Source organism: Methylomonas sp. Kb3 (genome assembly GCF_002834115.1).
In the GTDB taxonomy this organism is placed as follows: Bacteria; Pseudomonadota; Gammaproteobacteria; order Methylococcales; family Methylomonadaceae; genus Methylomonas; species Methylomonas defluvii.
Window position 1 is genome coordinate 1 of record NZ_PIZT01000023.1, and the last position, 19,742, is coordinate 19,742.

At 48.6% G+C, this 19,742-nt stretch carries 24 protein-coding genes and 1 pseudogene; 10 read left to right on the forward strand and 15 right to left on the reverse strand.

From position 1 onward, the window contains the following. The 3 genes and pseudogenes from CWO84_RS13435 to hxlA form a co-directional block, all read right to left on the reverse strand. Positions 1-549 (reverse strand): annotated as a pseudogene (locus CWO84_RS13435) (transketolase); the annotation flags it as partial. Positions 550-751: 202 nt separating this feature from the next. Beyond that, positions 752-1,285, reverse strand: coding sequence for a 6-phospho-3-hexuloisomerase (gene hxlB, locus CWO84_RS24975; RefSeq protein WP_020483686.1), 534 nt, complete (start codon positions 1,283-1,285; stop codon positions 752-754). Between the two features lie 3 nt (positions 1,286-1,288). After that, entirely contained in the window at positions 1,289-1,936 is a 648-nt protein-coding gene (gene hxlA, locus CWO84_RS24980; protein WP_033159179.1) for a 3-hexulose-6-phosphate synthase, read from the reverse strand. Between the two features lie 433 nt (positions 1,937-2,369). Between hxlA and thpR the strand changes: the two genes are divergently transcribed. Both thpR and CWO84_RS13450 read left to right on the forward strand, forming a co-directional pair. After that, positions 2,370-2,876, forward strand: coding sequence for an RNA 2',3'-cyclic phosphodiesterase (gene thpR, locus CWO84_RS13445; protein ID WP_033159180.1), 507 nt, complete (start codon positions 2,370-2,372; stop codon positions 2,874-2,876). A gap of 23 nt (positions 2,877-2,899) precedes the next feature. Continuing rightward, the gene (locus CWO84_RS13450; protein ID WP_033159181.1) at positions 2,900-3,247 is read left to right on the forward strand and encodes a phenylpyruvate tautomerase MIF-related protein; all 348 of its coding nucleotides are present in this window, start codon (positions 2,900-2,902) and stop codon (positions 3,245-3,247) included. Between the two features lie 87 nt (positions 3,248-3,334). Here the strand turns inward: CWO84_RS13450 and CWO84_RS13455 are convergent, their stop codons facing one another. The 4 genes from CWO84_RS13455 to CWO84_RS13470 all read right to left on the reverse strand — a co-directional run bounded on the left by CWO84_RS13455 (position 3,335) and on the right by CWO84_RS13470 (position 6,199). Continuing rightward, entirely contained in the window at positions 3,335-3,661 is a 327-nt protein-coding gene (locus tag CWO84_RS13455; protein ID WP_033159182.1) for a helix-hairpin-helix domain-containing protein, read from the reverse strand. Between the two features lie 127 nt (positions 3,662-3,788). Further along, positions 3,789-4,760 carry a tRNA 5-methoxyuridine(34)/uridine 5-oxyacetic acid(34) synthase CmoB gene (gene cmoB, locus CWO84_RS13460; protein WP_033159183.1) on the reverse strand — a complete coding sequence of 324 codons (972 nt, stop codon included), beginning with the start codon at positions 4,758-4,760 and terminating at the stop codon, positions 3,789-3,791. Further along, the gene (gene cmoA / locus CWO84_RS13465; protein ID WP_240618052.1) at positions 4,757-5,500 is read right to left on the reverse strand and encodes a carboxy-S-adenosyl-L-methionine synthase CmoA; all 744 of its coding nucleotides are present in this window, start codon (positions 5,498-5,500) and stop codon (positions 4,757-4,759) included. Before cmoA ends, cmoB begins: the two co-directional genes overlap by 4 nt. Before the next feature lie 51 nt (positions 5,501-5,551). Continuing rightward, complete coding sequence (locus CWO84_RS13470; protein ID WP_225892924.1) at positions 5,552-6,199, reverse strand: ABC transporter substrate-binding protein; 648 nt, start codon at positions 6,197-6,199, stop codon at positions 5,552-5,554. 139 nt (positions 6,200-6,338) lie between these two features. Here CWO84_RS13470 and hemB point away from each other — a divergent pair, with 139 nt between their 5' ends. The 8 genes from hemB (at position 6,339) to CWO84_RS13510 (ending at position 15,224) form a co-directional block, all read left to right on the forward strand. Further along, positions 6,339-7,355, forward strand: a complete 1,017-nt coding sequence (gene hemB / locus CWO84_RS13475) for a porphobilinogen synthase (protein ID WP_033159184.1) — start codon at positions 6,339-6,341, stop codon at positions 7,353-7,355. Positions 7,356-7,377: 22 nt separating this feature from the next. Continuing rightward, entirely contained in the window at positions 7,378-7,953 is a 576-nt protein-coding gene (locus tag CWO84_RS13480; RefSeq protein ID WP_033159185.1) for a hypothetical protein, read from the forward strand. Further along, positions 7,940-8,788, forward strand: a complete 849-nt coding sequence (aroE, locus tag CWO84_RS13485; RefSeq protein ID WP_101053220.1) for a shikimate dehydrogenase — start codon at positions 7,940-7,942, stop codon at positions 8,786-8,788. Before CWO84_RS13480 ends, aroE begins: the two co-directional genes overlap by 14 nt. Before the next feature lie 73 nt (positions 8,789-8,861). Further along, entirely contained in the window at positions 8,862-10,142 is a 1,281-nt protein-coding gene (locus tag CWO84_RS13490) for an HDOD domain-containing protein (RefSeq protein WP_033159187.1), read from the forward strand. A gap of 4 nt (positions 10,143-10,146) precedes the next feature. Beyond that, complete coding sequence (locus CWO84_RS13495) at positions 10,147-11,436, forward strand: HDOD domain-containing protein (protein WP_101053222.1); 1,290 nt, start codon at positions 10,147-10,149, stop codon at positions 11,434-11,436. A gap of 1 nt (position 11,437) precedes the next feature. Then, positions 11,438-12,802, forward strand: a complete 1,365-nt coding sequence (locus CWO84_RS13500; RefSeq protein ID WP_033159189.1) for an HDOD domain-containing protein — start codon at positions 11,438-11,440, stop codon at positions 12,800-12,802. A 34-nt stretch (positions 12,803-12,836) separates the two neighbouring features. After that, positions 12,837-14,876 carry an oligopeptidase A gene (gene prlC, locus CWO84_RS13505; protein ID WP_033159190.1) on the forward strand — a complete coding sequence of 680 codons (2,040 nt, stop codon included), beginning with the start codon at positions 12,837-12,839 and terminating at the stop codon, positions 14,874-14,876. A 60-nt stretch (positions 14,877-14,936) separates the two neighbouring features. Next, on the forward strand, positions 14,937-15,224 hold the full coding sequence (locus CWO84_RS13510) for a hypothetical protein (protein ID WP_033159191.1): 288 nt from the start codon (positions 14,937-14,939) through the stop codon (positions 15,222-15,224). A 58-nt stretch (positions 15,225-15,282) separates the two neighbouring features. Here the strand turns inward: CWO84_RS13510 and tssJ are convergent, their stop codons facing one another. From tssJ to CWO84_RS13555, 8 genes are all read right to left on the reverse strand, one after another. Next, complete coding sequence (tssJ, locus tag CWO84_RS13515; RefSeq protein WP_033159192.1) at positions 15,283-15,789, reverse strand: type VI secretion system lipoprotein TssJ; 507 nt, start codon at positions 15,787-15,789, stop codon at positions 15,283-15,285. Positions 15,790-16,108: 319 nt separating this feature from the next. Then, the gene (locus CWO84_RS13525) at positions 16,109-16,660 is read right to left on the reverse strand and encodes a hypothetical protein (RefSeq protein WP_033159194.1); all 552 of its coding nucleotides are present in this window, start codon (positions 16,658-16,660) and stop codon (positions 16,109-16,111) included. A 157-nt stretch (positions 16,661-16,817) separates the two neighbouring features. Then, positions 16,818-17,255, reverse strand: coding sequence for a hypothetical protein (locus tag CWO84_RS13530; RefSeq protein ID WP_133120679.1), 438 nt, complete (start codon positions 17,253-17,255; stop codon positions 16,818-16,820). A gap of 427 nt (positions 17,256-17,682) precedes the next feature. Beyond that, on the reverse strand, positions 17,683-18,090 hold the full coding sequence (locus tag CWO84_RS13540; RefSeq protein ID WP_133120680.1) for a hypothetical protein: 408 nt from the start codon (positions 18,088-18,090) through the stop codon (positions 17,683-17,685). Positions 18,091-18,118: 28 nt separating this feature from the next. Then, on the reverse strand, positions 18,119-18,253 hold the full coding sequence (locus CWO84_RS25175) for a hypothetical protein (protein WP_276308157.1): 135 nt from the start codon (positions 18,251-18,253) through the stop codon (positions 18,119-18,121). Beyond that, the gene (locus tag CWO84_RS13545; protein ID WP_051670480.1) at positions 18,253-18,774 is read right to left on the reverse strand and encodes an SMI1/KNR4 family protein; all 522 of its coding nucleotides are present in this window, start codon (positions 18,772-18,774) and stop codon (positions 18,253-18,255) included. Before CWO84_RS13545 ends, CWO84_RS25175 begins: the two co-directional genes overlap by 1 nt. 62 nt (positions 18,775-18,836) lie before the next feature. Further along, positions 18,837-19,307 carry an SMI1/KNR4 family protein gene (locus tag CWO84_RS13550; protein WP_033159197.1) on the reverse strand — a complete coding sequence of 157 codons (471 nt, stop codon included), beginning with the start codon at positions 19,305-19,307 and terminating at the stop codon, positions 18,837-18,839. Between the two features lie 21 nt (positions 19,308-19,328). Beyond that, positions 19,329-19,601 carry a hypothetical protein gene (locus tag CWO84_RS13555; RefSeq protein ID WP_133120681.1) on the reverse strand — a complete coding sequence of 91 codons (273 nt, stop codon included), beginning with the start codon at positions 19,599-19,601 and terminating at the stop codon, positions 19,329-19,331. Between the last annotated feature and the right edge of the window lie 141 nt (positions 19,602-19,742).

Genomic DNA, 19,742 nt, shown 5'->3' on the forward strand with positions numbered 1-19,742 from the left:
GTCGTAGAAGGCGATCAGTTTACCCAGTTTCATGGAGCCGGCCAGAGAGCAGGCTTCGTGGGAGATACCTTCCATCAAGCAGCCGTCACCCAGGAACACGTAAGTGTGGTGGTCGACGATGTCGTGACCGGGACGGTTGAATTGACCGGCCAAGGTGCGCTCGGCTAAAGCGAAACCGACGGCATTGGTGATGCCTTGTCCCAAGGGCCCTGTGGTGGTTTCCACACCTTCGGTGTAACCGTATTCAGGATGACCCGGGGTTTGCGAGTGCAGTTGGCGGAACTGTTTCAGTTCTTCGATCGGCAGGTTGTAGCCAGCCAAGTGCAGCAAGGAATAAATCAGCATGGAGCCGTGGCCGTTGGACAGGATAAATCTGTCGCGGTTGGGCCATTTAGGGTTGCTGGGGTTGTGTTGCAGAAAATCGTTCCACAATACTTCTGCGATGTCGGCCATCCCCATCGGGGCACCGGGGTGCCCGGAGTTGGCTTTCTGTACGGCGTCCATGCTAAGTGCGCGGATGGCGTTCGCTAAGTCTCGGCGCGAAGGCATGTTGGTCTCCTTTTTATTTTGTTATTTTAGTTGCGACATTCGATTACTCAAACATCACTCTGGCTGAGGCTGGTAAATACAAGGAAGACCAAAACCACACTCTCGTTCATTCAGACTGCTGGAATCGGTATCGCCTTGACACCCGAATGTAATGTAAAAAACCCGTGACCGAATTGCTCCGGCCACAGGTTTACACGCTAAGTTATTCCAAATTGGCGTGTCTTGATCTCATTTCTTCTTCTGCAATACCTTTGTCATGGATTACATGCGAAATTGTCGCTTCCAGGAAAAACAAGGTAGATAATTCAAACACAGTACCCATAGGCATGCCTTTGACTTTACCGTATTGTTCTGATCTGCCGATTTGCAAAGTGACATCAGCCATGTCGCCAATCGTTGAATCGTCCTTAGCCGAAATCAACACAATCTTTGCGCCGACTTCTTTGGCTTTTTTGGTAAAGGCAATCAACTGCTCGGTTTCACCGGAGCCGGAAATAATGATCAACAAATCGCCAGCTTTGATGCTTGGCGTAACAATTTCACCCACAACGCTAACGTCGTAGCCGCCATGCATCAAACGCATGGCAAAGAAATTGCCGACTAGCTTTGAACGGCCAGCGCCCGATATAAAAATGCGCTTAGCCTGATCCAGCATGTCCACCAAGGTTTTGTCATGCGAATCGGGTGTCGCTTCCAGAATCCCTGAGATTTTGTCAATAATTAACTGCTGATGCATGACTTATACCGCCGCCGCATCAACCAATTCACGGATTTCACGAGCTGCTTCAGCAGGTGAAGGAGCACCGTAGATAGCTGCACCAACAACGATGATATTAGCGCCAGCTTCAACGACTTGTTGTACAGTCGCTTGTTTGATACCGCCAGCAACAGAGATACGCACATTCAGACCCAAACGAGCGATATCGTTCAAATCGGTGAAAGGTGTATGACCGGCTGCTTGCGCGTCCAGACCAGTGTGAATACCAACGATTTGCGCGCCCAATTTGACAGACTCTCTTGCGCAGTCTGCTTTATCGGCCACGTTGATCAAGTCGATTTGAGTTTCAGCGCCGTGTTTTTTCGCAGCTTTGATAACGCCAGCGATAGTGGCCAAACCGGATACGCCCAATACGGTGCAGATGTCCGCGCCAGCAGCATAGAAAGCACCCGCTTCGTATTCGCCTGCGTCCATGGTTTTCAGGTCAACCAACAACAATTTGTCAGGGTAACGTTGTCTCAGTTCTTTAACCAGGTTGATACCGTTGTATTTAATGCAAGGAGTGCCGATTTCAAAAATATCGACATAGGGTGCTACTTGATCTGCCAACGCAACGGTTTGGTTGAAATCCAGTGAATCCAACGCCATTTGAATTAATGGTCTTGCCATGTGATGTGCTCCGAAAGTTTTAATTTTTAGTAATAGCCGATTCTTGCAAATTGCCACAACCCGCTAGGCTTGTCACGTACGTGTGATGCATTTGTAACTGTAAGGTAGAAATGGGATATATGTCAATGCTTAGCAACTGCGCGCAGCCTACAGGTTATGCGAACAAATTGTTACTAGACAAGTCCGCGGCGTAAGCTTAGGCTGAACAAAACCGCAGGCAAACCGAGCAAAATTCAATTTCAATTTTAGGATTCATCGCTTACGAACTGATAAATCTGGATATTTTTTTGGCTAATTGTCTATCCTCGCCGCAATAACACAGCATCCTTTAGCCTGATCACCAGCTCTCGACACCCAAATCGCAGCATTTTGCCTGCCATCGAAAAGATGAAAAAGTCATACCTCGATCTAATAACAACCGGAGAGGAACAGCTTGAAACGTCTCTTTTTTGCCTTATGGCCGGAACAAAACGCCAGGCAACAATGCGCGGCTTTAATCAGCCAACTAAACCGAACCGGAAAACCCGTTAAGGAAGCAAACTTACATGTCACCGTGTTGTTTTTAGGGAGAATTTCTGCAGAACAACAGGCCATAATCACCAGGGAGGCAGGAAAACTGCCAACACCGCTGATAACGTTAAATTTTGACCACCTGAGTTTCTGGAAAAAACCTGCCGTGCTATGCCTGACCGCCAGCCAATTCGATCAAAGCGTGTCGACATTAAACGAAAACTTGGCCCGCATAGCCAAACAACAAGGGATACCCATCGAAAACAGACTATTCAAGCCGCATGTCACTTTAGTTAAAAAGGCTAGTTCGGCAATCGATTTCGATTTCGCCCCCATACTTTGGCAATCAATAGGATTCTGCTTGGTAGAATCCTGCTCAGGTCCGGATGGCGTTGAATATCGAATTATCCAACGCTGGCCGGCAATTTAGCACCTCAAAACAGGAGACTGATCATGCCCTTTTTAAAATTGAACACCAACTCAGTGCTCGATACAGAACTGAAATCAAAATTGTTAGACGAACTATCACAACTGGTATCCAAAGAGACCGGCAAACCGGAGCGCTACGTCATGATTAGCATTGAGCAAAACGACGCCATGCTGTTTGCCGGCAGCACTACCCACTTGGCATATCTGGAATGCAAGAGCATTGGCCTGAGCAGTAGCCAAGCCAAAAACTTGTCTGCATCGATATGCCAATTGCTCAATACCCGGCTTTCAATCCCTCAGGATCGGATTTATATCGAATTCAGTAACTGTCCGGCTGATTTTTGGGGCTGGAACGGCTCGACATTTGGCTAAACTACCCGGACGTCGAATAAATACGATTCAGACAAAACAGACTCAATGAGTTGGCGCACCAAGCCCAAGCGCGCCAACTCAGTCGCCTTATTTTGATTTTTTAGGTTCTTGGGGCTTTTCCGGTTTCTCTGGCTTAGCAATTTTTTCAGCAGCAGCGGGAGCAGAATCCCCAAACAGAATATTCTTCTCATTCTGTTGGACGGTTTTCTCTCCAATTCCAGACACATTTTCCAGATCTTTCAATGTCTTAAAATCGCCATGCTCCTTACGGTATTGAACCACCGCCTCGGCCTTCTTCGGACCTATCCCGGTCAAAGCTTTGGAAATGGTTTCGGCATCGGCTTGGTTGATATTGATTGGCTCAGCAAATACGGCAAAAGAATACAGCATAAAAAGTACAAATAACTTTTTCATGGATTTTCTCCGATTGGATTTTAGGGCTGCCTGGACTAATCAGCACACACTAATCGGCTGACTTTTCAAGCTAGCCAATCTTAGCCTGTTCTTTAAATTTTACAATTCAAAAACAAAAATCCACTGATTAATCGGCGCTAGCCACAATCACAGCCCGAACCGGCGCCGGCAAGCCTTCACAAGTTAAATCCGGAGAATGCGGATCCAAAAATTCCGCCAAAGAATGAAACCGCATCCATTCGGTACTGCGCTGCTCCTCGACAGAAGTTTTGGAAACATCCGCTAGGCGAATATTTTTAAACCCGCAGCGGCGCATCCATAACATCAAAGCTGCGCAGCTCGGTAAAAACCACACATTGCGCATTTGCGCATAACGCCCCTCAGGCACCAAGACATGCTGCGCGTCCCCTTCAACAACCAGAGTCTCCAAAATCAATTCACCGCCAGCCCGCAAACAGCCCCTTAATTCCAGCAAATGATCGATGGGTGAGCGGCGGTGATACAACACCCCCATCGAAAACACCGTATCGAATAGCCCCATGTTGGGCGGCACATCTTCTATCCCCAGCGGCAACAGATAAATCGGCGCCTCACCGTGCAGCTTTCGGATCGCCTGGAACTGCATTACGCTGAGCAATGTCGGATCAATGCCAACCACCAATCGCGCTCCCGCACCGAGCATGCGCCAACAATGATAGCCGTTGCCGCAACCAACATCCAAAACCAAGCGATTTCGTAGCGGTGCGATCTGGTCTTTCACCCTGTCCCATTTCCAATCCGAACGCCATTCGGTATCGATGTCAATGTCGAAGATCCGATAAGGTCCTTTTCGCCAAGGATGCAACTGCATCAACTGTTCGCGCAAACCGGCCCGCATCTCATCGGAAATATCCTCTGCCTGACCTACTCTGACACTCTCCAACAAATCGACACTCGACGGCATCAAATCCGGCAAATCCTCTACCACCTGTTGCCAGCGCTTCAGATCGCCATGCGACGAATCCGCAAAAGCCGCCGCCAATTGCTCAGGCAAACGGTTTACCCAAACTTCGTCGCCGGCCGCCGCCAATGCTTGATAAAGACCTTGGTATAGCTTCATTTCAATGCAATCATCGAAGCGAAGTTGAAATACTGAAACCAAACTTCCGCGCTGGCGAAACCCGCCAACTTCAAGCGCTGTTGATGCGCGATAAAGGTTTCCGGAATCAGCACATTCTCCAAAGCGCTGCGCTTTTGGCTGATTTCCAGTTCGCTATAGCCTTGGGCTTTTTTAAATAAATGATGCATATCAATCTGCAAAGCCTGCTGTCTAACATCATCGAACGCCAGCTTTTCGGACAAAATCAAAATCCCGCCCGGTAACAAACCTTGATAGATCGTGGTCAAAAAAGCCTGCCGATCAGCCAGCGGAATAAACTGCAGCGTAAAATTCAGCACCACTACAGAGGCATTACTAATCGCAATATCGCGAACATCGGCACATAAAATTTCTATCTCGGCCCCACCGGATGCAACGGCCAGATTTTGCCGGCATTGCTCGACCATTGCAGCCGAACAATCCACGGCAACGATTCGGCAATTGTTAGTCGTGATTTGCTGATGCATAGCCAAGGTCGCCGCCCCCAACGAGCAGCCCAAGTCGTAGCAAACGCTATCTTGCTTGGCAAAACGCGCCGCCAATAGACCGATAGCCGAGATAATCGTGCTGTACCCGGGCACTGAGCGCTGGATCATGTCGGGAAAGACTTTGACGACAGTTTCGTCGAAAGCAAATGCGTTGATTTCGCCTAGCGGACTGGCGTACAGAGAGTCTTTAGCGGATTGCATACTGATGGTCATTCCCGGCTGCCCCTAAACGGCACACCCGGGAACACTAAGAGAGGGAAAAGCTTATGAATTATTTTTGCTGTTTAATGCTTCGGTATTGCGTTTAGCCAATTGGTTGATGACCTCTTGCAACGAACCGGTGCGCTCCACTTCGTTTTTGAAGCTAGTACGATAGTTGGTCACCAAACTGACGCCTTCGATCATGATGTCGTAAGCTTTCCATTGGCCTTTGACGTTCAGCATCCGATAGTTAACAGCGATAGGCTGCAAACCGGGTTGCAGCACTTCGGTTTTAATCAGGACTTTTCTTTCGTCTTCTTCCGGGGTGATCGGCAAAAACCGTACAGACCAGTCTTTAAACTCAAAGAAGGCTCGAGAGTAGGTTCTGATCAACAACACTTGAAACTCCTTTTTAAAGCTCTCCTTTTCCGCCGGCGAAGCATCTTTCCACATTTTTCCCAGCACCAGCGACGAAATCAGATCGAAATCCACATTCGGATAGATCACTTCCTGGACAAAGGCATTGATTTTTTGGAAATCATGCGGAAAGGCAGGATCCTGTAAGCGTTGCTTCAACTTGTTGGACGCATCCTCAATGGTGCGTTGCGGCTCGCTCAAATCGGCCGCGCTAGCGGGCAAGGACAAAAACATGCCGGCAAACAAGCTAAAAACCACAACAAATATAAAATGCATATGACGTTTGATATTCATAAAAACCATCTCAAAAAGGTATCGCCGGCTAATTTCAACCGCCTTCATTCGATACACTGCTAAAATAAAGGCCGAAGCGCTAACCCGGCTCCAGATTCCAGCCAGCCCATCGGGCCAGCGAGTACCCTATTATATTACTATGGAAGAGATGTCACACCCTAACGACTTTTTCCCGGCCACCCGGATGCGTCGCATGCGTTATCAGGCCTTTTCAAGGCGGCTGATGCGGGAAAATCGCTTAAGCAGCGACGACTTAATCTGCCCGCTATTTGTTATCGAGGGCAATAACAAACAAGAAGCCGTCACTTCCATGCCGGGCGTCAACCGATTATCCATCGACCTGGTGCTGCGCGAAGCCGAAACCTTATTAAATCTGGGCGTACCCGCCATTGCCCTATTCCCGGTAACGGATCCGAACAAAAAATCGTTAAGTGCGGAAGAAGCTTACAACCCTGACGGCTTGGCACAACGCTGCGTTCGGGCCTTGAAAGGCGCCCTACCGGAGCTCGGGATCATCACCGACGTCGCCTTAGACCCTTTTACCTCGCACGGTCAGGATGGATTGCTGAATGATCAAGGTTATGTCGTCAACGACGAAACCGTCGAAGTCCTTTGCAAACAGGCCTTGTCGCATGCCGAAGCCGGCGCCGACATCGTCGCCCCTTCCGACATGATGGACGGCCGCATCGGTGCGATCAGAGCCGTGTTGGAATCTCATGGCCATACCAACACCCGAATATTGGCCTATTCCGCCAAATACGCCTCCAGTTTCTACGGCCCGTTCCGCGATGCGGTCGGCTCGGCCGGTAATCTGGGCGGCGGGAATAAATACAGTTATCAAATGGACCCGGCCAATTCCGATGAAGCCTTGCGGGAAATTGCGCTGGATTTACGCGAAGGCGCCGATATGATCATGGTCAAACCCGGCATGCCCTATCTGGACATCATCCGCCGCGCCAAGGACCAATTCGGTGTACCGACCTTTGCTTATCAGGTCAGCGGCGAATATGCGATGCTGAAAGCCGCGTCGCAAAACGGCTGGCTGGACGAACAACAGGTGGTGATGGAATCCCTACTGGCATTTAAGAGAGCCGGCTGCGACGCGATACTGACTTATTACGCTAAATCCGCTGCCCAGTGGCTAAAACAACCATAACAACCAGACAAACGGACCCGGCATGAACGAAGACTTTGATTTTGATGACAGTCATTCGACTGACGATCCGCCCCAACAGCGCCGACGTTACTTCGGCCTGGAACAGGCGGTATTTATTCTGCTGGTCGTTTTATCGCTGACCGGCATCGCTATTACCGAATTCAACCCGCACGACGGCTATGGTTATTGGCTATTCATGGTGATCGTGTTTGGCATGCTGTCGATTTTCGTCTCCTGGCTACAAACCCGAACCAACGACAACGACTTTGGCGACATCGTCAAGGCCCAAGGGCTGCATTGGCTGCATACGCTGGTTGTGGTGATAGCCGCCGCATTGCTTAACAAATCCGAGCAGTTATCCGACAGAAGCGCCAGCCTGGTTATCTTGCTGATCCTGGCCTTAGCCACCCTGCTGGATGGCATCCGCATCGGCTGGCAATACAGCCTACTCGGTTTTTTCCTGGCAACCTGCGCGCTGATCGTGGCTTATTTCGAGAACTTTATGCCCATCAGTATAGGGCTGGGAGTGCTGGTGATAGCCTGCACTTTCCTCTGGGAATATTGGCGCAGCAAATACAGTACCGATGATGAAAATTGATAATTACGCGGTATTCGGCCAACCGATCAGCCACAGTAAATCACCGCGTATCCATAAATTATTTGCCGAACAAACCGGTCAACTGATGGACTATAGGGCCCAAGAGGTGCCTGCGGAAACTTTTGCCGCGGCTACCAGCCGTTTTTTTGCCGATGGCGGCAAAGGCCTGAATTGCACCGTCCCGCTCAAGGAACTGGCCTGGCAATATGCCGACCAACTGACGGAACGCGCTCGTCAAGCAAAAGCCGTCAACACCTTATTCCGCCAAGCGGACGACATCATTTTGGGCGACAACACCGACGGCATCGGCTTGCTTAACGACTTAACCATAAACCATGGCATCACACTGAAGGATGCCGAGATTTTGATTCTAGGGGCTGGAGGAGCCACACGCGGCATCGTCCCTCCCCTACTGGAACAGCAGCCGTCGGGATTGGTCATCGTCAATCGCAATGTGAGCAAAGCCCACGCAATTGCCGAGGATTTCGCGGCACTAGGCGCGGTGCATGCTTGCGATTACGCTAATCTTAAAGATCGCCAATTTGATTTGATCATCAACGCCACGTCGGCCAGCCTCAGCGGCGATTTACCACCTTTGCCGGCCGCACTATTGAAAGCCGGCGGCAGTTGCTACGACTTGGCTTACGCCAACCAAGCCACCGCATTTGTGACATGGGGCTTGGCGAATAAGGCCGCGCACAGCCTGGACGGCTTGGGCATGTTGGTAGAGCAGGCCGCCGAAGCGTTCTTTATTTGGCGAGGCGTGCGTCCACAAACCTCGCCGGTGATTGGCCTGCTAAACGCCGAAAGAGCATTAAACAACACGAACGGATGAAATTATTGACCGGGGCGATGTCCATGGTAACAATCTCCCCAAACCGCCCGCCATTAACGTTTACTGGAATACTATGAGTGGAATTAGAGCTTTTTTTGAAAAATCCCATGCTAAAGGCAAACCGCAGCGCGGAGGGCAACGCATTACGCCGGAAACTCTAAAACAGTTATTCCCCATCAGGAATTTAAGCGACGAGATATTACAAACTTTCGCCACTGAAAATCACGTCGAAACCCTGGCAGCCGGCAACACCTTGTTCAGCGTCAATCAACAGGCGACTTGCGCAATGTATTTGTTGCGCGGCACGGTGATTTTGGCCGATCACAACGGCAAAAGCTATGAAATATCGGCAGGCAGCGCACAAGCGAAATTCCCGATATGCAGCGGTATTAAGCACACCGCCACCGCCACCGCAAAAACCGAGATAGACCTGTTGCGGGTATCCCTGAAAATCATGCTGACGCCCAGCCGCCAAGACCACGGCAAATTATCTATTCCGGAAGAATTGCATCACAACCGGCTATTGAGCTTATTCGTCGAACATTTCGAAAATAACGACCACGAGATAGAAATCCCCTCATTACCCGAAGTGGCGATCAATTTGCGCAAAGCCATCCAAAGAGATGTCAACATCGACGAAGCCGTCAAGATTATCCAGCTTGACCCTGCCATCTCCGCAAAATTGATCGAAGTCGCCAATTGCCCGTTATACCTAACCAACGTGCCCGCGAAAAACTGCAAAGACGCGGTGGTGCGTATCGGCTTAAACGCCACACGCAACCTGGTAACGGCGCTGAGTATGAAGCAGATTTTCAAAAGCAAATCGCCGCTGATTAAAAATCATTTGGAAGATCTGTGGAAGCAAAGCCTTTATCTGTCCGGCCTCTGCCATGTACTGGCCAGCCACAGCATGCAGCAAAATCCGGAAAATGCCTTACTGGCCGGACTGGTCTGCGACATCGGCGTAATTCCCTTTCTAAGTTTTACCGCCAACTTACCACCCGAATACCATAATGACGCCGAAATCCTGGAAGCCATGCCCATCATCAAAGGCCCGGTCGGCGCCGTAGTGTTGAAGGAATGGGATTTTGCCGAAGAGTTCATCGACGTAGCCAAATCGTCCAGCGACTGGTTTCAAAACAGCGGCGATACCTTGACGGTGACCGATATAGTGGTCCTGTCCAGACTCCATGCCCTGATCGGCAAAACAGCGACCGCCGATTTGCCGGCGATTACCGCCATTCCGGCGGCGGCCAAATTGAAAAACTTCTCTTTGTCTCCGGAAAATACGCTGGCCATCCTGCACGATGCCAAAACTAAAATTCACGAAGCTTTGAGCATCTTTTCCTCCTAGCCGCATGATCTGGAAATTTTTAAAAAAATCCCCGGACAAAACGCCGACAGAGAGCAACCCCACTCCAGCAGCCGTCAACCAACTGCCCTTGAGCTATCTGCAAAAGCTCATCCCGCTGGGGGACTTACCGGCGGCGGACTTGCTGGCGATACCGGTGACCATGCGAAACTTTAACCCCGGCGACATCATATTTAACCGCGGCGCCGAGGCGGAACAATTAAGCTATCTCTACACTGGCAACGTCTATCTGGAAGCGAATAATGGCGCCGGTTATACGGTCGAAGCCGACACCTTTAAAGCCTGTTATCCTCTGGCAACATCCGGCGAACACGCCTTCAGCGCGATAGCCAAATCGCCTACCCAAGTCATCTACATGCCGCTGTCCAACTTGCAGCACAGCAGAAAACCCGTCAACAATCCGCTGATCAACCCGAAGAGCATTCCGCCCCAGCTGCGAAACAGCTTTTTTTTCGATAGCTTTTGCGATGCGTTCAGAGCCGACAACCTGCATGTTCCCAGCCTGCCGGATGTTGCCTTGCGCTTGCGTAGCGCCTTGCAAAAGGACATCAGCATCGCCGATGCGGTGAAGATTTTAAACCTGGACCCGGTTATATCCTCCAAACTGATTCAAGTCGCAAATAGCCCGATCTACCGCGGCAGCAACCCCATCACCAGCAGCCATGATGCCGTGAATCGGCTAGGATTTAAAACCACGCAAAACCTGGTTACCAGCATCAGCCTGCACCAGCTGTTCAGAAGCCGCAACCGGCAACTGAACAACATTATTCAGACACTTTGGAAACAAAGCATCCAGATTGCCAGCCTCAGCCACACGCTGGCCGGACTGACCCGAAAAGTAAACGCCGACGAAGCTTTACTAGCCGGGCTCATTCACAACATCGGCGCCTTACCGATTGTCACCTTTGCCGAAAGCATGGACATGTCGCGCTATACCGAAGAAGAATTACAGGCTAGCATCGCCTGCCTGCAAGGTTTGTTGGGCACCCATATTTTGAAAAAATGGCATTTCCCCGATAGTTTCCAGCAAATTCCCGTCAATACCACAAATTGGTACTTTGACGACGGCCAGGGCCTGCAACTCTATGACGTTGTGCTGTTAGCTAAATTTCACAGCCAACTCGGCGGCACCAATACCCAGAAACTGCCGCCACTCAACACCTTGCCTGCCTTTCAAAAACTGGACGATAGCGCACTGACGCCGGATATGTCTCTGAAGGCATTACAGGATGCAAAACAACAAATTGCCGAGGCCATCAACTTTTTCAGGACATAAGATGAATTGGTTTTCCAAGCTACTGGAAAAAAACACCACCGCCAACAAACCAAGCCGGAAAGCCTTGCCGTCTGGCGCAGAACCCCGGAGTAGCCTACCAACCGACAACTCAGTATCCAAACCCAGCAGCACTCATCAGCAAGCGCTTAGCGTCGCACAGCTGAAAAAATTCGCACCCTTACGCGATCTTGATGACGCCGCCTTAAGCTCATTACCGCATCTCAGCTTGGCCTACGCCAAAGGGGCAATTCTTTTTACCCTGGGGCAACCGACCAACAGCGTACTGTATTTGTTGGCAGGACAACTATCGATGCAACCGGATAGCGATAGCCGTTATCAAATCGACGCCGATTCCACGCTAGCCAATCTGCCGCTGAACAGCGGTAGCCGTTGCGGCGCTACCGCCACGGCGCTCAGCGATGTGCGTATTTTGGAAATCCCTATCCAACTCAACCGTTTATGGACAGATAAAAGTCAGGAAAGCGCCAATTGCGTGGAACTGCTCGATATTCAACTGCCGGAGCCGATCAACGGCAGCCGCTTTTTCAACAGCTTCGCCCAAGCCTATCGGGAAAACAAACTGCGCCTGCCTTCCTTACCGGATGTCGCCCTGAAACTAAAAGATGCGGTGCAAAAAGACATCGGCATCCGCGGGGCCGCAGAGATTATTCAGCTGGACCCGCCTATCGTGGCGAAATTAATCCAGGTGGCGAACAGCCCCTTATATGCCACGGAAATACCGATCAACAATTGCCATGACGCGGTAGCTCGCATCGGCCTGAATGCGACGCGGAATTTGGTGATGGGCATCAGCATGAAACAATTATTCAGTTGCACCGACCCGGAACTCATGAAAGGCATGCAGGCCTTATGGAAAAACAGCCTGTATGTCTCAAGTTTAAGCTTTGTCTTAGCCCAGGAGTGCAGCAACATCAACCCGGAAGACGCCCTGCTGGGCGGTTTGATTGCCGACATCGGCGCGATTCCCTTACTGCATTTTGCTGAACAATTTCCCGACGGCGGCCCCAGCTTTCAGGAACTAAAAACCGCGCTGCCCTATTTACGCGGCCCGGTCGGTGTGCTGATGCTGCACACGTTGGGTTTTCCCGAACAACTGGGCAACATTCCGCATCAAGCAGAAAACTGGCTGTACGACAGCGGCCCTGAACTAACGATGACCGACATCGTCATCCTCGCCAAATTGCACAGCTATTTCGGTTCCGGCAATGCCCGAGATCTGCCTTATATCAACTCGATTCCGTCTTACAGCAAACTAAATCACGGTAAACTCAACCCTGATTTTTCCTTGATGGTGTTGAAAAAAGCCCAAAATCGGGTCAACGCCGCCATGCATTTATTATCCTAATTTTCCCGATATTCATATCAGACTGGCTACCGACATGACCAATCCTTTGCTCGAAAACACCGAACTACCGCAATTTTCTAAAATCCTGCCCGAACACGTGGAGCCGGCCATCAGCCAGCTACTCACCGAAGCCCGGCAAACCATAGACCGGCAACTGCAAGCCGGCGGACCTTACACCTGGCAAAATCTGATCGAACCGATCGAAGCCGCCGAAGACCGCTTGAACAAGGCTTGGTCGCCGGTCAGCCACATGAATTCGGTAGTCAACAGTGAAGCGATGCGTGATGCCTACAATGCCTGCCTCGGCAAACTCAGCGAATACGCCACAGAAACCGGCCAAAACCGCGCCTTGTACGAGGCCTACCAAGCCATACGCGACAGCGCGGACTTTGCCAAGCTCGACCGCGCCCAACAAAAAATCGTCAACAACGCCCTGCGCGACTTTCATTTGTCCGGCGTGGATTTACCGCCCGAACAACAGGCGCGTTATAAAGAGATCAACCAGCAATTATCGAAACTAGCCAGTCAATACGAAGAACATTTACTGGACGCCACCAACGCCTGGCACAAACAGATTACCCATCTCGACGATTTGGCCGGCCTGCCGGAATCGGCTCTGGCCCAAGCCAAACAAGCCGCCGAAGCGGAAGGCAAGGATGGCTGGTTGATCAACCTGCAATTCCCGTCGTATCTGGCGGTGATGACCTACGCCGACAACCGCGAACTGCGCCGCGAACATTATGAGGCATTCTGCACCCGAGCCTCCGATCAAGGCCCGCATGCCGGGCAATGGGACAATTCCGAATTGATGGAACAAATCCTGGCGTTGCGCCACGAGAAAGCCCAATTGCTGGGCTTTAACAACTACGCCGAATATTCGCTGGCTACTAAAATGGCCAAATCCACCGACGACGTGGTGAAGTTTCTGGAAGATTTGGCCGACAAATCCTGGCGCCAAGCCCGCCGGGATTTGACTGAATTGAAAGAGTTTGCTGCCGCCGAGCACGGCCTAAACGACTTGCAAGCCTGGGACATCGGTTATTACTCGGAAAAAATGCGCCAGCACTTCTACCAATTGTCGCAAGAAGAAGTGAAAGCCTATTTCCCCGACAACAAAGTTGTGCCCGGCCTGTTTGCCATCGTCGAGAAACTCTATGGCCTGCAAATCAGCGAAATCAAAGACTTCGACACCTGGCACCCCGACGCCCGCTTTTATCAAATCCTGGATAAACACGGCCAATTGCGCGGCCGCTTCTTCCTGGACTTATACGCCCGCGCCAAAAAGCGCGGCGGCGCCTGGATGGACGACTGCGTCTGCCGTAAAAAAGTCGGCGATGCACTACAAACACCGGTGGCGTATTTAACCTGCAACTTTACCCCGCCGACTGGCAACGACCCGGCCTTGCTGACCCACGACGAAGTGGAAACGCTGTTTCACGAATTCGGCCACGGTCTGCATCACATGTTGACCCAGATCGATCACCTCGGTGTCTCGGGCATCAACGGCGTCGAGTGGGATGCGGTAGAACTGCCCAGCCAATTCATGGAAAACTGGTGCTGGGAAAAAGAAGCGCTGGGCTTAATCTCCGGTCATTATCAAACCGGTGAACCGCTGCCCGATACGTTGTACGACAAAATGTTGGCGGCAAAAAACTTCCAAGCCGGCATGATGATGGTGCGGCAACTGGAATTCAGTCTATTCGATTTCAAGATGCATCGGGATTACGCTCCGGCCAAGGGCGGACAAATTTATACCATCCTCAAACAGGTGCGTGACCAGGTAGCCGTGGTCAAGGTACCGGAATTCAACCGTTTCGCCCATAGCTTCTCGCATATTTTCGCTGGTGGTTACGCCGCCGGTTATTACAGTTACAAATGGGCGGAAGTGTTGTCGGCGGACGCATTTTCCTTGTTCGAAGAGAAAGGCATTTTCGACCGCGATACAGGTGAGTCTTTCCTGCACAACATCCTGGAGCAAGGCGGCAGCAGCGATGCGATGACCTTATTCAAAAACTTCCGCGGCCGAGAACCCAATATCGACGCCCTGCTCAGACATAACGGTATCGCCGCGTAAATGTTTCCTGGATTGCCTTGATGCTCGTCATCAAGGCAATCGAGTTTTTCAGGAGCGAAAATGAAAAACTGCCCGCAATGCGGCCAGCCCAGGTTGGGCGAGGCATTTAAATGTCCGAGTTGCGACGTGTTTTATTCCCAGCTCGACGAATTGCTGTACGCAGAACAGCAAAAGCAGGAAAGCCTGACGCTAAAAGGTACGCTTAAACGCATTCGCGCCGCCGAAGACCGCCCACAAGCCCTGAGAGCTGCGTTGAAAACCCTGTGGTTCAACACGCCCTTAAAAACCAAGATCGTGATTTGGACCTTAATCGCGTTCGTGTTTGTGCTGGTGGTGCCGGTTTTTTAATTGCTTAAACCGCTCAGGGACTAAAAGCTAACCCATAGCCCCTATCGTTATTCCCCACTTAATCTTCTTTAGGTGCTGCGGGTGCGGGTTCCGTTGGCGTATTGGTCACGGTTAGACTATTGGCATCCAGCTTCAGTAACACCGCATTGTTCTGATGAGCCTTCAACTCGGTCAAAGTGCGCCAGCCGGCATTATCCAATTTACGAAAAGCCGCAAAAAACCCTAATACCCGGGTATCCGCAGCCGGCTCGATCCGCAAGGATTTGTTCTCGCCGGGCTTTATCACCAACTCTTGTTTGCGTACCAGATCGGAGGCCAAAGTAGCCTGCTCTTTATCGAATATGGCAAAAAAATCGGCACCGTTAAAACCACTTTTCTCCCGCAATTCGTAAATTCTTAACACCACCGGCGAGGCTTTACCGTCGGCGTCGGGGTTAATTGAGGCGGTGCTGTTTAGCGTTAGCTCAACGACTGTTGGCGGTGGCGGAGCCGGTTGCTCAGGCACCTCTGCGCACGCAGCCAACAACGAGGCAAAAAAAACTGGCAGTAATCTGGCTAACAACATACGACTATCCCTTTAAAAATTAGTTAACGCCATTCTGCCATAGGCACACAGTCACAGTACAAGGATTCATTTCCGGTAATTACTCGCCCGGCGTCGGCTAGTTTTTCAACTTGGTTAGATGCGGTTGCGCTGGCTCAAGGGCGCCGTAGCGGTATTGCGTCGTGCCATTCGGCGTTTGGGCGCGAATCAGGCGGTTGTCGCTATCGTATTGGTAGCGGCTGACGCGCTATTCTTCGATCAGGTTGTCGGCCGTAGCGGGAGAAGCGTTTTGATTCAACACTTGGCAACACGTCACCGCGTAGGATTACGCTAACAGTATCTACACTGGATGTTCTGTCCCGTACCCAGGAAATACTTTTTTCTTTAAAAAATCGTCGTCCTTGCCGGTATCAAAAAAATGAAGCAGGCGATCTCTAACATCTACATCACCCCACATATTCGTCAATTGATATGTCTCTATAATTTCCTTATCGGCTGGAAGTGATAGGTCTTCTTGCACCACTCGCCCCGCCGTTGTGCTGATATTTCCTGCCGTACCAATATCGATAAGGTTCCCTCCCTTGAAGGGGTAACCTCCATCAAAATTAAGCTTGGGCTTTATCCAGTATGGTTCACAGGACGCGGCGCTCGGCTTAACATCTTTATCGGAAACTTTTTTGTCAACCAAATTATGTAACACGATATTTCCAATAAATAGCGTAAATATTGGATCGACTTCGTTTAAATCAATATTATGCCAATTGCCATCGCCACTAGTAATATTGAAAAACCGCATGGCAGCTCGACCCAACATTTGCCCCAACGTGTAAAGGTCCTCGCGAAGCTTAAGACTGACAACATTATTATGTTTCCACACGATTCTTTTAGCCATTTCTCGATCTCATTGTTTCCGGGTTGGGTGACGATGTGGCCGGCCTTAGCGCGTTTTTCTTCGCTCAGGTTGCCGCAAGGCTTTGCTGATTCAGAATTTCGTTATGAATCAGCTTCCCTGCATAGGATTACACTAAAACTAATAGAGCCTAAGCGGGCTAAGATTTTCGCAGAAATGTCTCTGGCTCATCTCTTACTGCCACAATAACGTTCCGCACAACATCTTCAACGCCAGAACTATCCGTTTTATATTTATTAAGTACAAAAACCACACCTTTAGCAACGTATGGCAGCACATACGACACTTTATCTACAAAATCTACAATTTCTTTATATGGAATATAAATAACAAATTCAGCCGCCGGCTTTTTTCGCACCAAAGTCGGCCCTTTTACATTAAGCTCATCGGTCTTACGAGTTGCGGAAATAATAAATACTAATTTGAAATCAGAATTCTTAAATACTGTATTAAAGTGTAAAATTTCCTTTCCAAGAGTATCTAGTTCTTCTCGCAATCTTTTAAGCAACAAGCTCGGCAAATCAAAGTCCGCATTTAATTCCACATATATTTGACCAAACTCAATATTCATCATCACCCGCAATCTCCTTTGGGTTTAAAGCTTCTTTGATTACCTTTCGGCACCGAGCCGTATTTTCCAAGTGCTCTTCTAATTTTGCCGTCTCAGCCGCTTTTGATTCTGACGTTGAAGCATCCCCCTTCTCAATCACCTTGCTTTTCAGGTTTTCCCTTCCAAACTGATCGGCAAGTTTTCGGTCTTGCTGGTATAGGCGTATGGGCAAGCCACTGGATTATGTAACCTTATTAAAATCAGCTTTTTCTTACCAGAAAACTCTACTTTGAAATCCTACTTTTTTTCAGGGCTACTACCATACCTTACCGCGTTTTCTTCGATCAGGTAGCCGGCCATAAGCGAGCGAAGCTTTTTGATCCAGGATTTGGCGATATTTCCTGTGTACGATTACGCTAATTATACCTACCCGGGCTATTCGGGATATTCCGATTTACGGATACGGCGCCATTTCCAATATACGCTGCAAGACTTCATTTATACCAGAGCTATCCTCACTATATTTATCAAAAATACTTACTAATCCACATTGAAGGTTTTCGACAATATAAGAAAACTCATCATAAGAACTATCGAATTTTTTATAAGGAATATGTAATACAAAATCAACGCGCTTATATCGATTAAAAAATGTAGGCCCCATGACTAAAGGCTTATATTTTTCGCGCGTTGCCGAAATAACAATACCAAGCTCAAAATCTTGTCCTTTGAACTTTTCCTTAAAATAAGTTATTTCCTTATCCAACGAGTTTAATCCTTTACGCAACTCTTTCATAACAAAACCGGGTATTTTATAACTGACATCAACTTCAGGATAAACTTGACATGTAGATATATTCATTTCGTCAACAACCCTTGTTTTTTTTGGCTTAAAGCTTTTTATTACCTTCCGGTGCATTACCAGTCTGATCAAAATACTCTTGTAATTTCTTAGCCTCCACGGCTTTCGCCTCTTTTGTCGTAGACATACCTTTGTCAACACCCCTAACAGTATCTGCGCGCACTACAAACCCTTATCAAAAGACATATTATGCGCTTTTGCATAACCATATATTATCTTAAAAAAGGAATCAAAACTATCAGCTACCCTGTATAAGTTGCCACACTCGCTTACCTCTTCAAAAAAATAATTTTGTTTACTATCATCGCTATGCAAATGAGTTCTATCCCAATAATATACACCCGAAAATTCACCACAAACCACTAACACATAAAAGTTATCACCAGGATCGACCCCGATAATAATACTGTTTTTAATAAAAAATATTTCATCCAAAAAATTATCATTCTGCCCTTTGAGATCAAATATTTTGTTTTCAATCATGTAACCAAATAGAGCGTTAAACGCGACACTATCATCATCAACACCATGATATTCAATATTACAATAGTCTGGATATTTAATTAAAAAACCGTTGTAATCCGACAAAAATTTTTTGTAATCTACTGGTAACTTAATATCAAAATAATCTTCCAGACTGGCGATTTCAATATCGCTTAGCCCGGCACCATACAGTATAGGCATTTATTTACCTCTCTTTACACCCACTTTTACTCATAGATACACTGCCTCTATGAGTAAAACTCCTATGTATAATCTTCATATTCATCAGATTCGACAAGCTGGTTTACAAACCATTGAAAAGATACGCCTAACTTGTTTTTTGCCTTCTCATGATTTTGTTCGTTATTCAGCGCTTCATCCCATCCGTCAACCGCATAAAAGTAAACTTCGCCAGATGTATCGATGCAAAAGTAATTTCCCCCATGATCAATGGCAAACGGCATCAATCCATTGGGCATTACATTCTTTGCAACCATCAGTAAATAACTATCTTCCAAAGTCCGCTCGGTTCCAACCGGGAATTTTATAGGCAAAAATTTTTTAACCCATAAAGAACAGCCATCCTCCAAAATCCAAAAACTATTTGAAGGTATACCGCCATTATGTATTAAATAATGATTGACCAATTCTTCCGGCAAAACGAGATCCAACTGTTGCTGAATATCTCCAATATCTTCCAGAGATAAATTCGCTCCACAATTCGAAAAAATCATTCTTAGCACCCCCAATAATTCTCAAAATGCGATTCTGAGCATTTCTTTTACATCGCGATCTCCCTTAGGACTGTATTTTGGTAATTTATTGGCCTCATTCTCAGTGATCGATTCTTCATTACCAAAAACATCAATCTTTTTCCATGAATTAGTAGCGCCATAACAAAAATAGGCATTGTCAGACTTAGGCATCTGGAATCCATCTTGTTGAGCAACAATACGCCAGTCCCCCTCTAACTTCTTATCGAACAAACCATACGAATCAAGAATAATAGGTGAATTAACCCGCTTCAAGTGCCTAATTATTTCCTCGCTCAATTCTGTTGAATGCAGAATTTCATCAAAAACCTCCGCTAAATGACCAAAGTCTATCTTTATTACTGCTCATAAAGAAAGTATTGTCACTCGCCAGCATATTGACATTCTGGGTGTCTG

Coding starts and splice junctions, on each gene's coding strand:
- hxlB (WP_020483686.1), bottom strand. CDS start 1,285: ATGCATCAGCAGTTAATTATTGACAAAATCTCAGGGATTCTGGAAGCG.
- hxlA (WP_033159179.1), bottom strand. CDS start 1,936: ATGGCAAGACCATTAATTCAAATGGCGTTGGATTCACTGGATTTCAAC.
- CWO84_RS13450 (WP_033159181.1), top strand. CDS start 2,900: ATGCCCTTTTTAAAATTGAACACCAACTCAGTGCTCGATACAGAACTG.
- CWO84_RS13455 (WP_033159182.1), bottom strand. CDS start 3,661: ATGAAAAAGTTATTTGTACTTTTTATGCTGTATTCTTTTGCCGTATTT.
- cmoB (WP_033159183.1), bottom strand. CDS start 4,760: ATGAAGCTATACCAAGGTCTTTATCAAGCATTGGCGGCGGCCGGCGAC.
- cmoA (WP_240618052.1), bottom strand. CDS start 5,500: ATGACCATCAGTATGCAATCCGCTAAAGACTCTCTGTACGCCAGTCCG.
- CWO84_RS13470 (WP_225892924.1), bottom strand. CDS start 6,199: ATGAATATCAAACGTCATATGCATTTTATATTTGTTGTGGTTTTTAGC.
- hemB (WP_033159184.1), top strand. CDS start 6,339: ATGGAAGAGATGTCACACCCTAACGACTTTTTCCCGGCCACCCGGATG.
- CWO84_RS13480 (WP_033159185.1), top strand. CDS start 7,378: ATGAACGAAGACTTTGATTTTGATGACAGTCATTCGACTGACGATCCG.
- aroE (WP_101053220.1), top strand. CDS start 7,940: ATGATGAAAATTGATAATTACGCGGTATTCGGCCAACCGATCAGCCAC.
- CWO84_RS13490 (WP_033159187.1), top strand. CDS start 8,862: ATGAGTGGAATTAGAGCTTTTTTTGAAAAATCCCATGCTAAAGGCAAA.
- CWO84_RS13495 (WP_101053222.1), top strand. CDS start 10,147: ATGATCTGGAAATTTTTAAAAAAATCCCCGGACAAAACGCCGACAGAG.
- CWO84_RS13500 (WP_033159189.1), top strand. CDS start 11,438: ATGAATTGGTTTTCCAAGCTACTGGAAAAAAACACCACCGCCAACAAA.
- prlC (WP_033159190.1), top strand. CDS start 12,837: ATGACCAATCCTTTGCTCGAAAACACCGAACTACCGCAATTTTCTAAA.
- CWO84_RS13510 (WP_033159191.1), top strand. CDS start 14,937: ATGAAAAACTGCCCGCAATGCGGCCAGCCCAGGTTGGGCGAGGCATTT.
- tssJ (WP_033159192.1), bottom strand. CDS start 15,789: ATGTTGTTAGCCAGATTACTGCCAGTTTTTTTTGCCTCGTTGTTGGCT.
- CWO84_RS13525 (WP_033159194.1), bottom strand. CDS start 16,660: ATGGCTAAAAGAATCGTGTGGAAACATAATAATGTTGTCAGTCTTAAG.
- CWO84_RS13540 (WP_133120680.1), bottom strand. CDS start 18,090: ATGAATATATCTACATGTCAAGTTTATCCTGAAGTTGATGTCAGTTAT.
- CWO84_RS13545 (WP_051670480.1), bottom strand. CDS start 18,774: ATGCCTATACTGTATGGTGCCGGGCTAAGCGATATTGAAATCGCCAGT.
- CWO84_RS13550 (WP_033159197.1), bottom strand. CDS start 19,307: ATGATTTTTTCGAATTGTGGAGCGAATTTATCTCTGGAAGATATTGGA.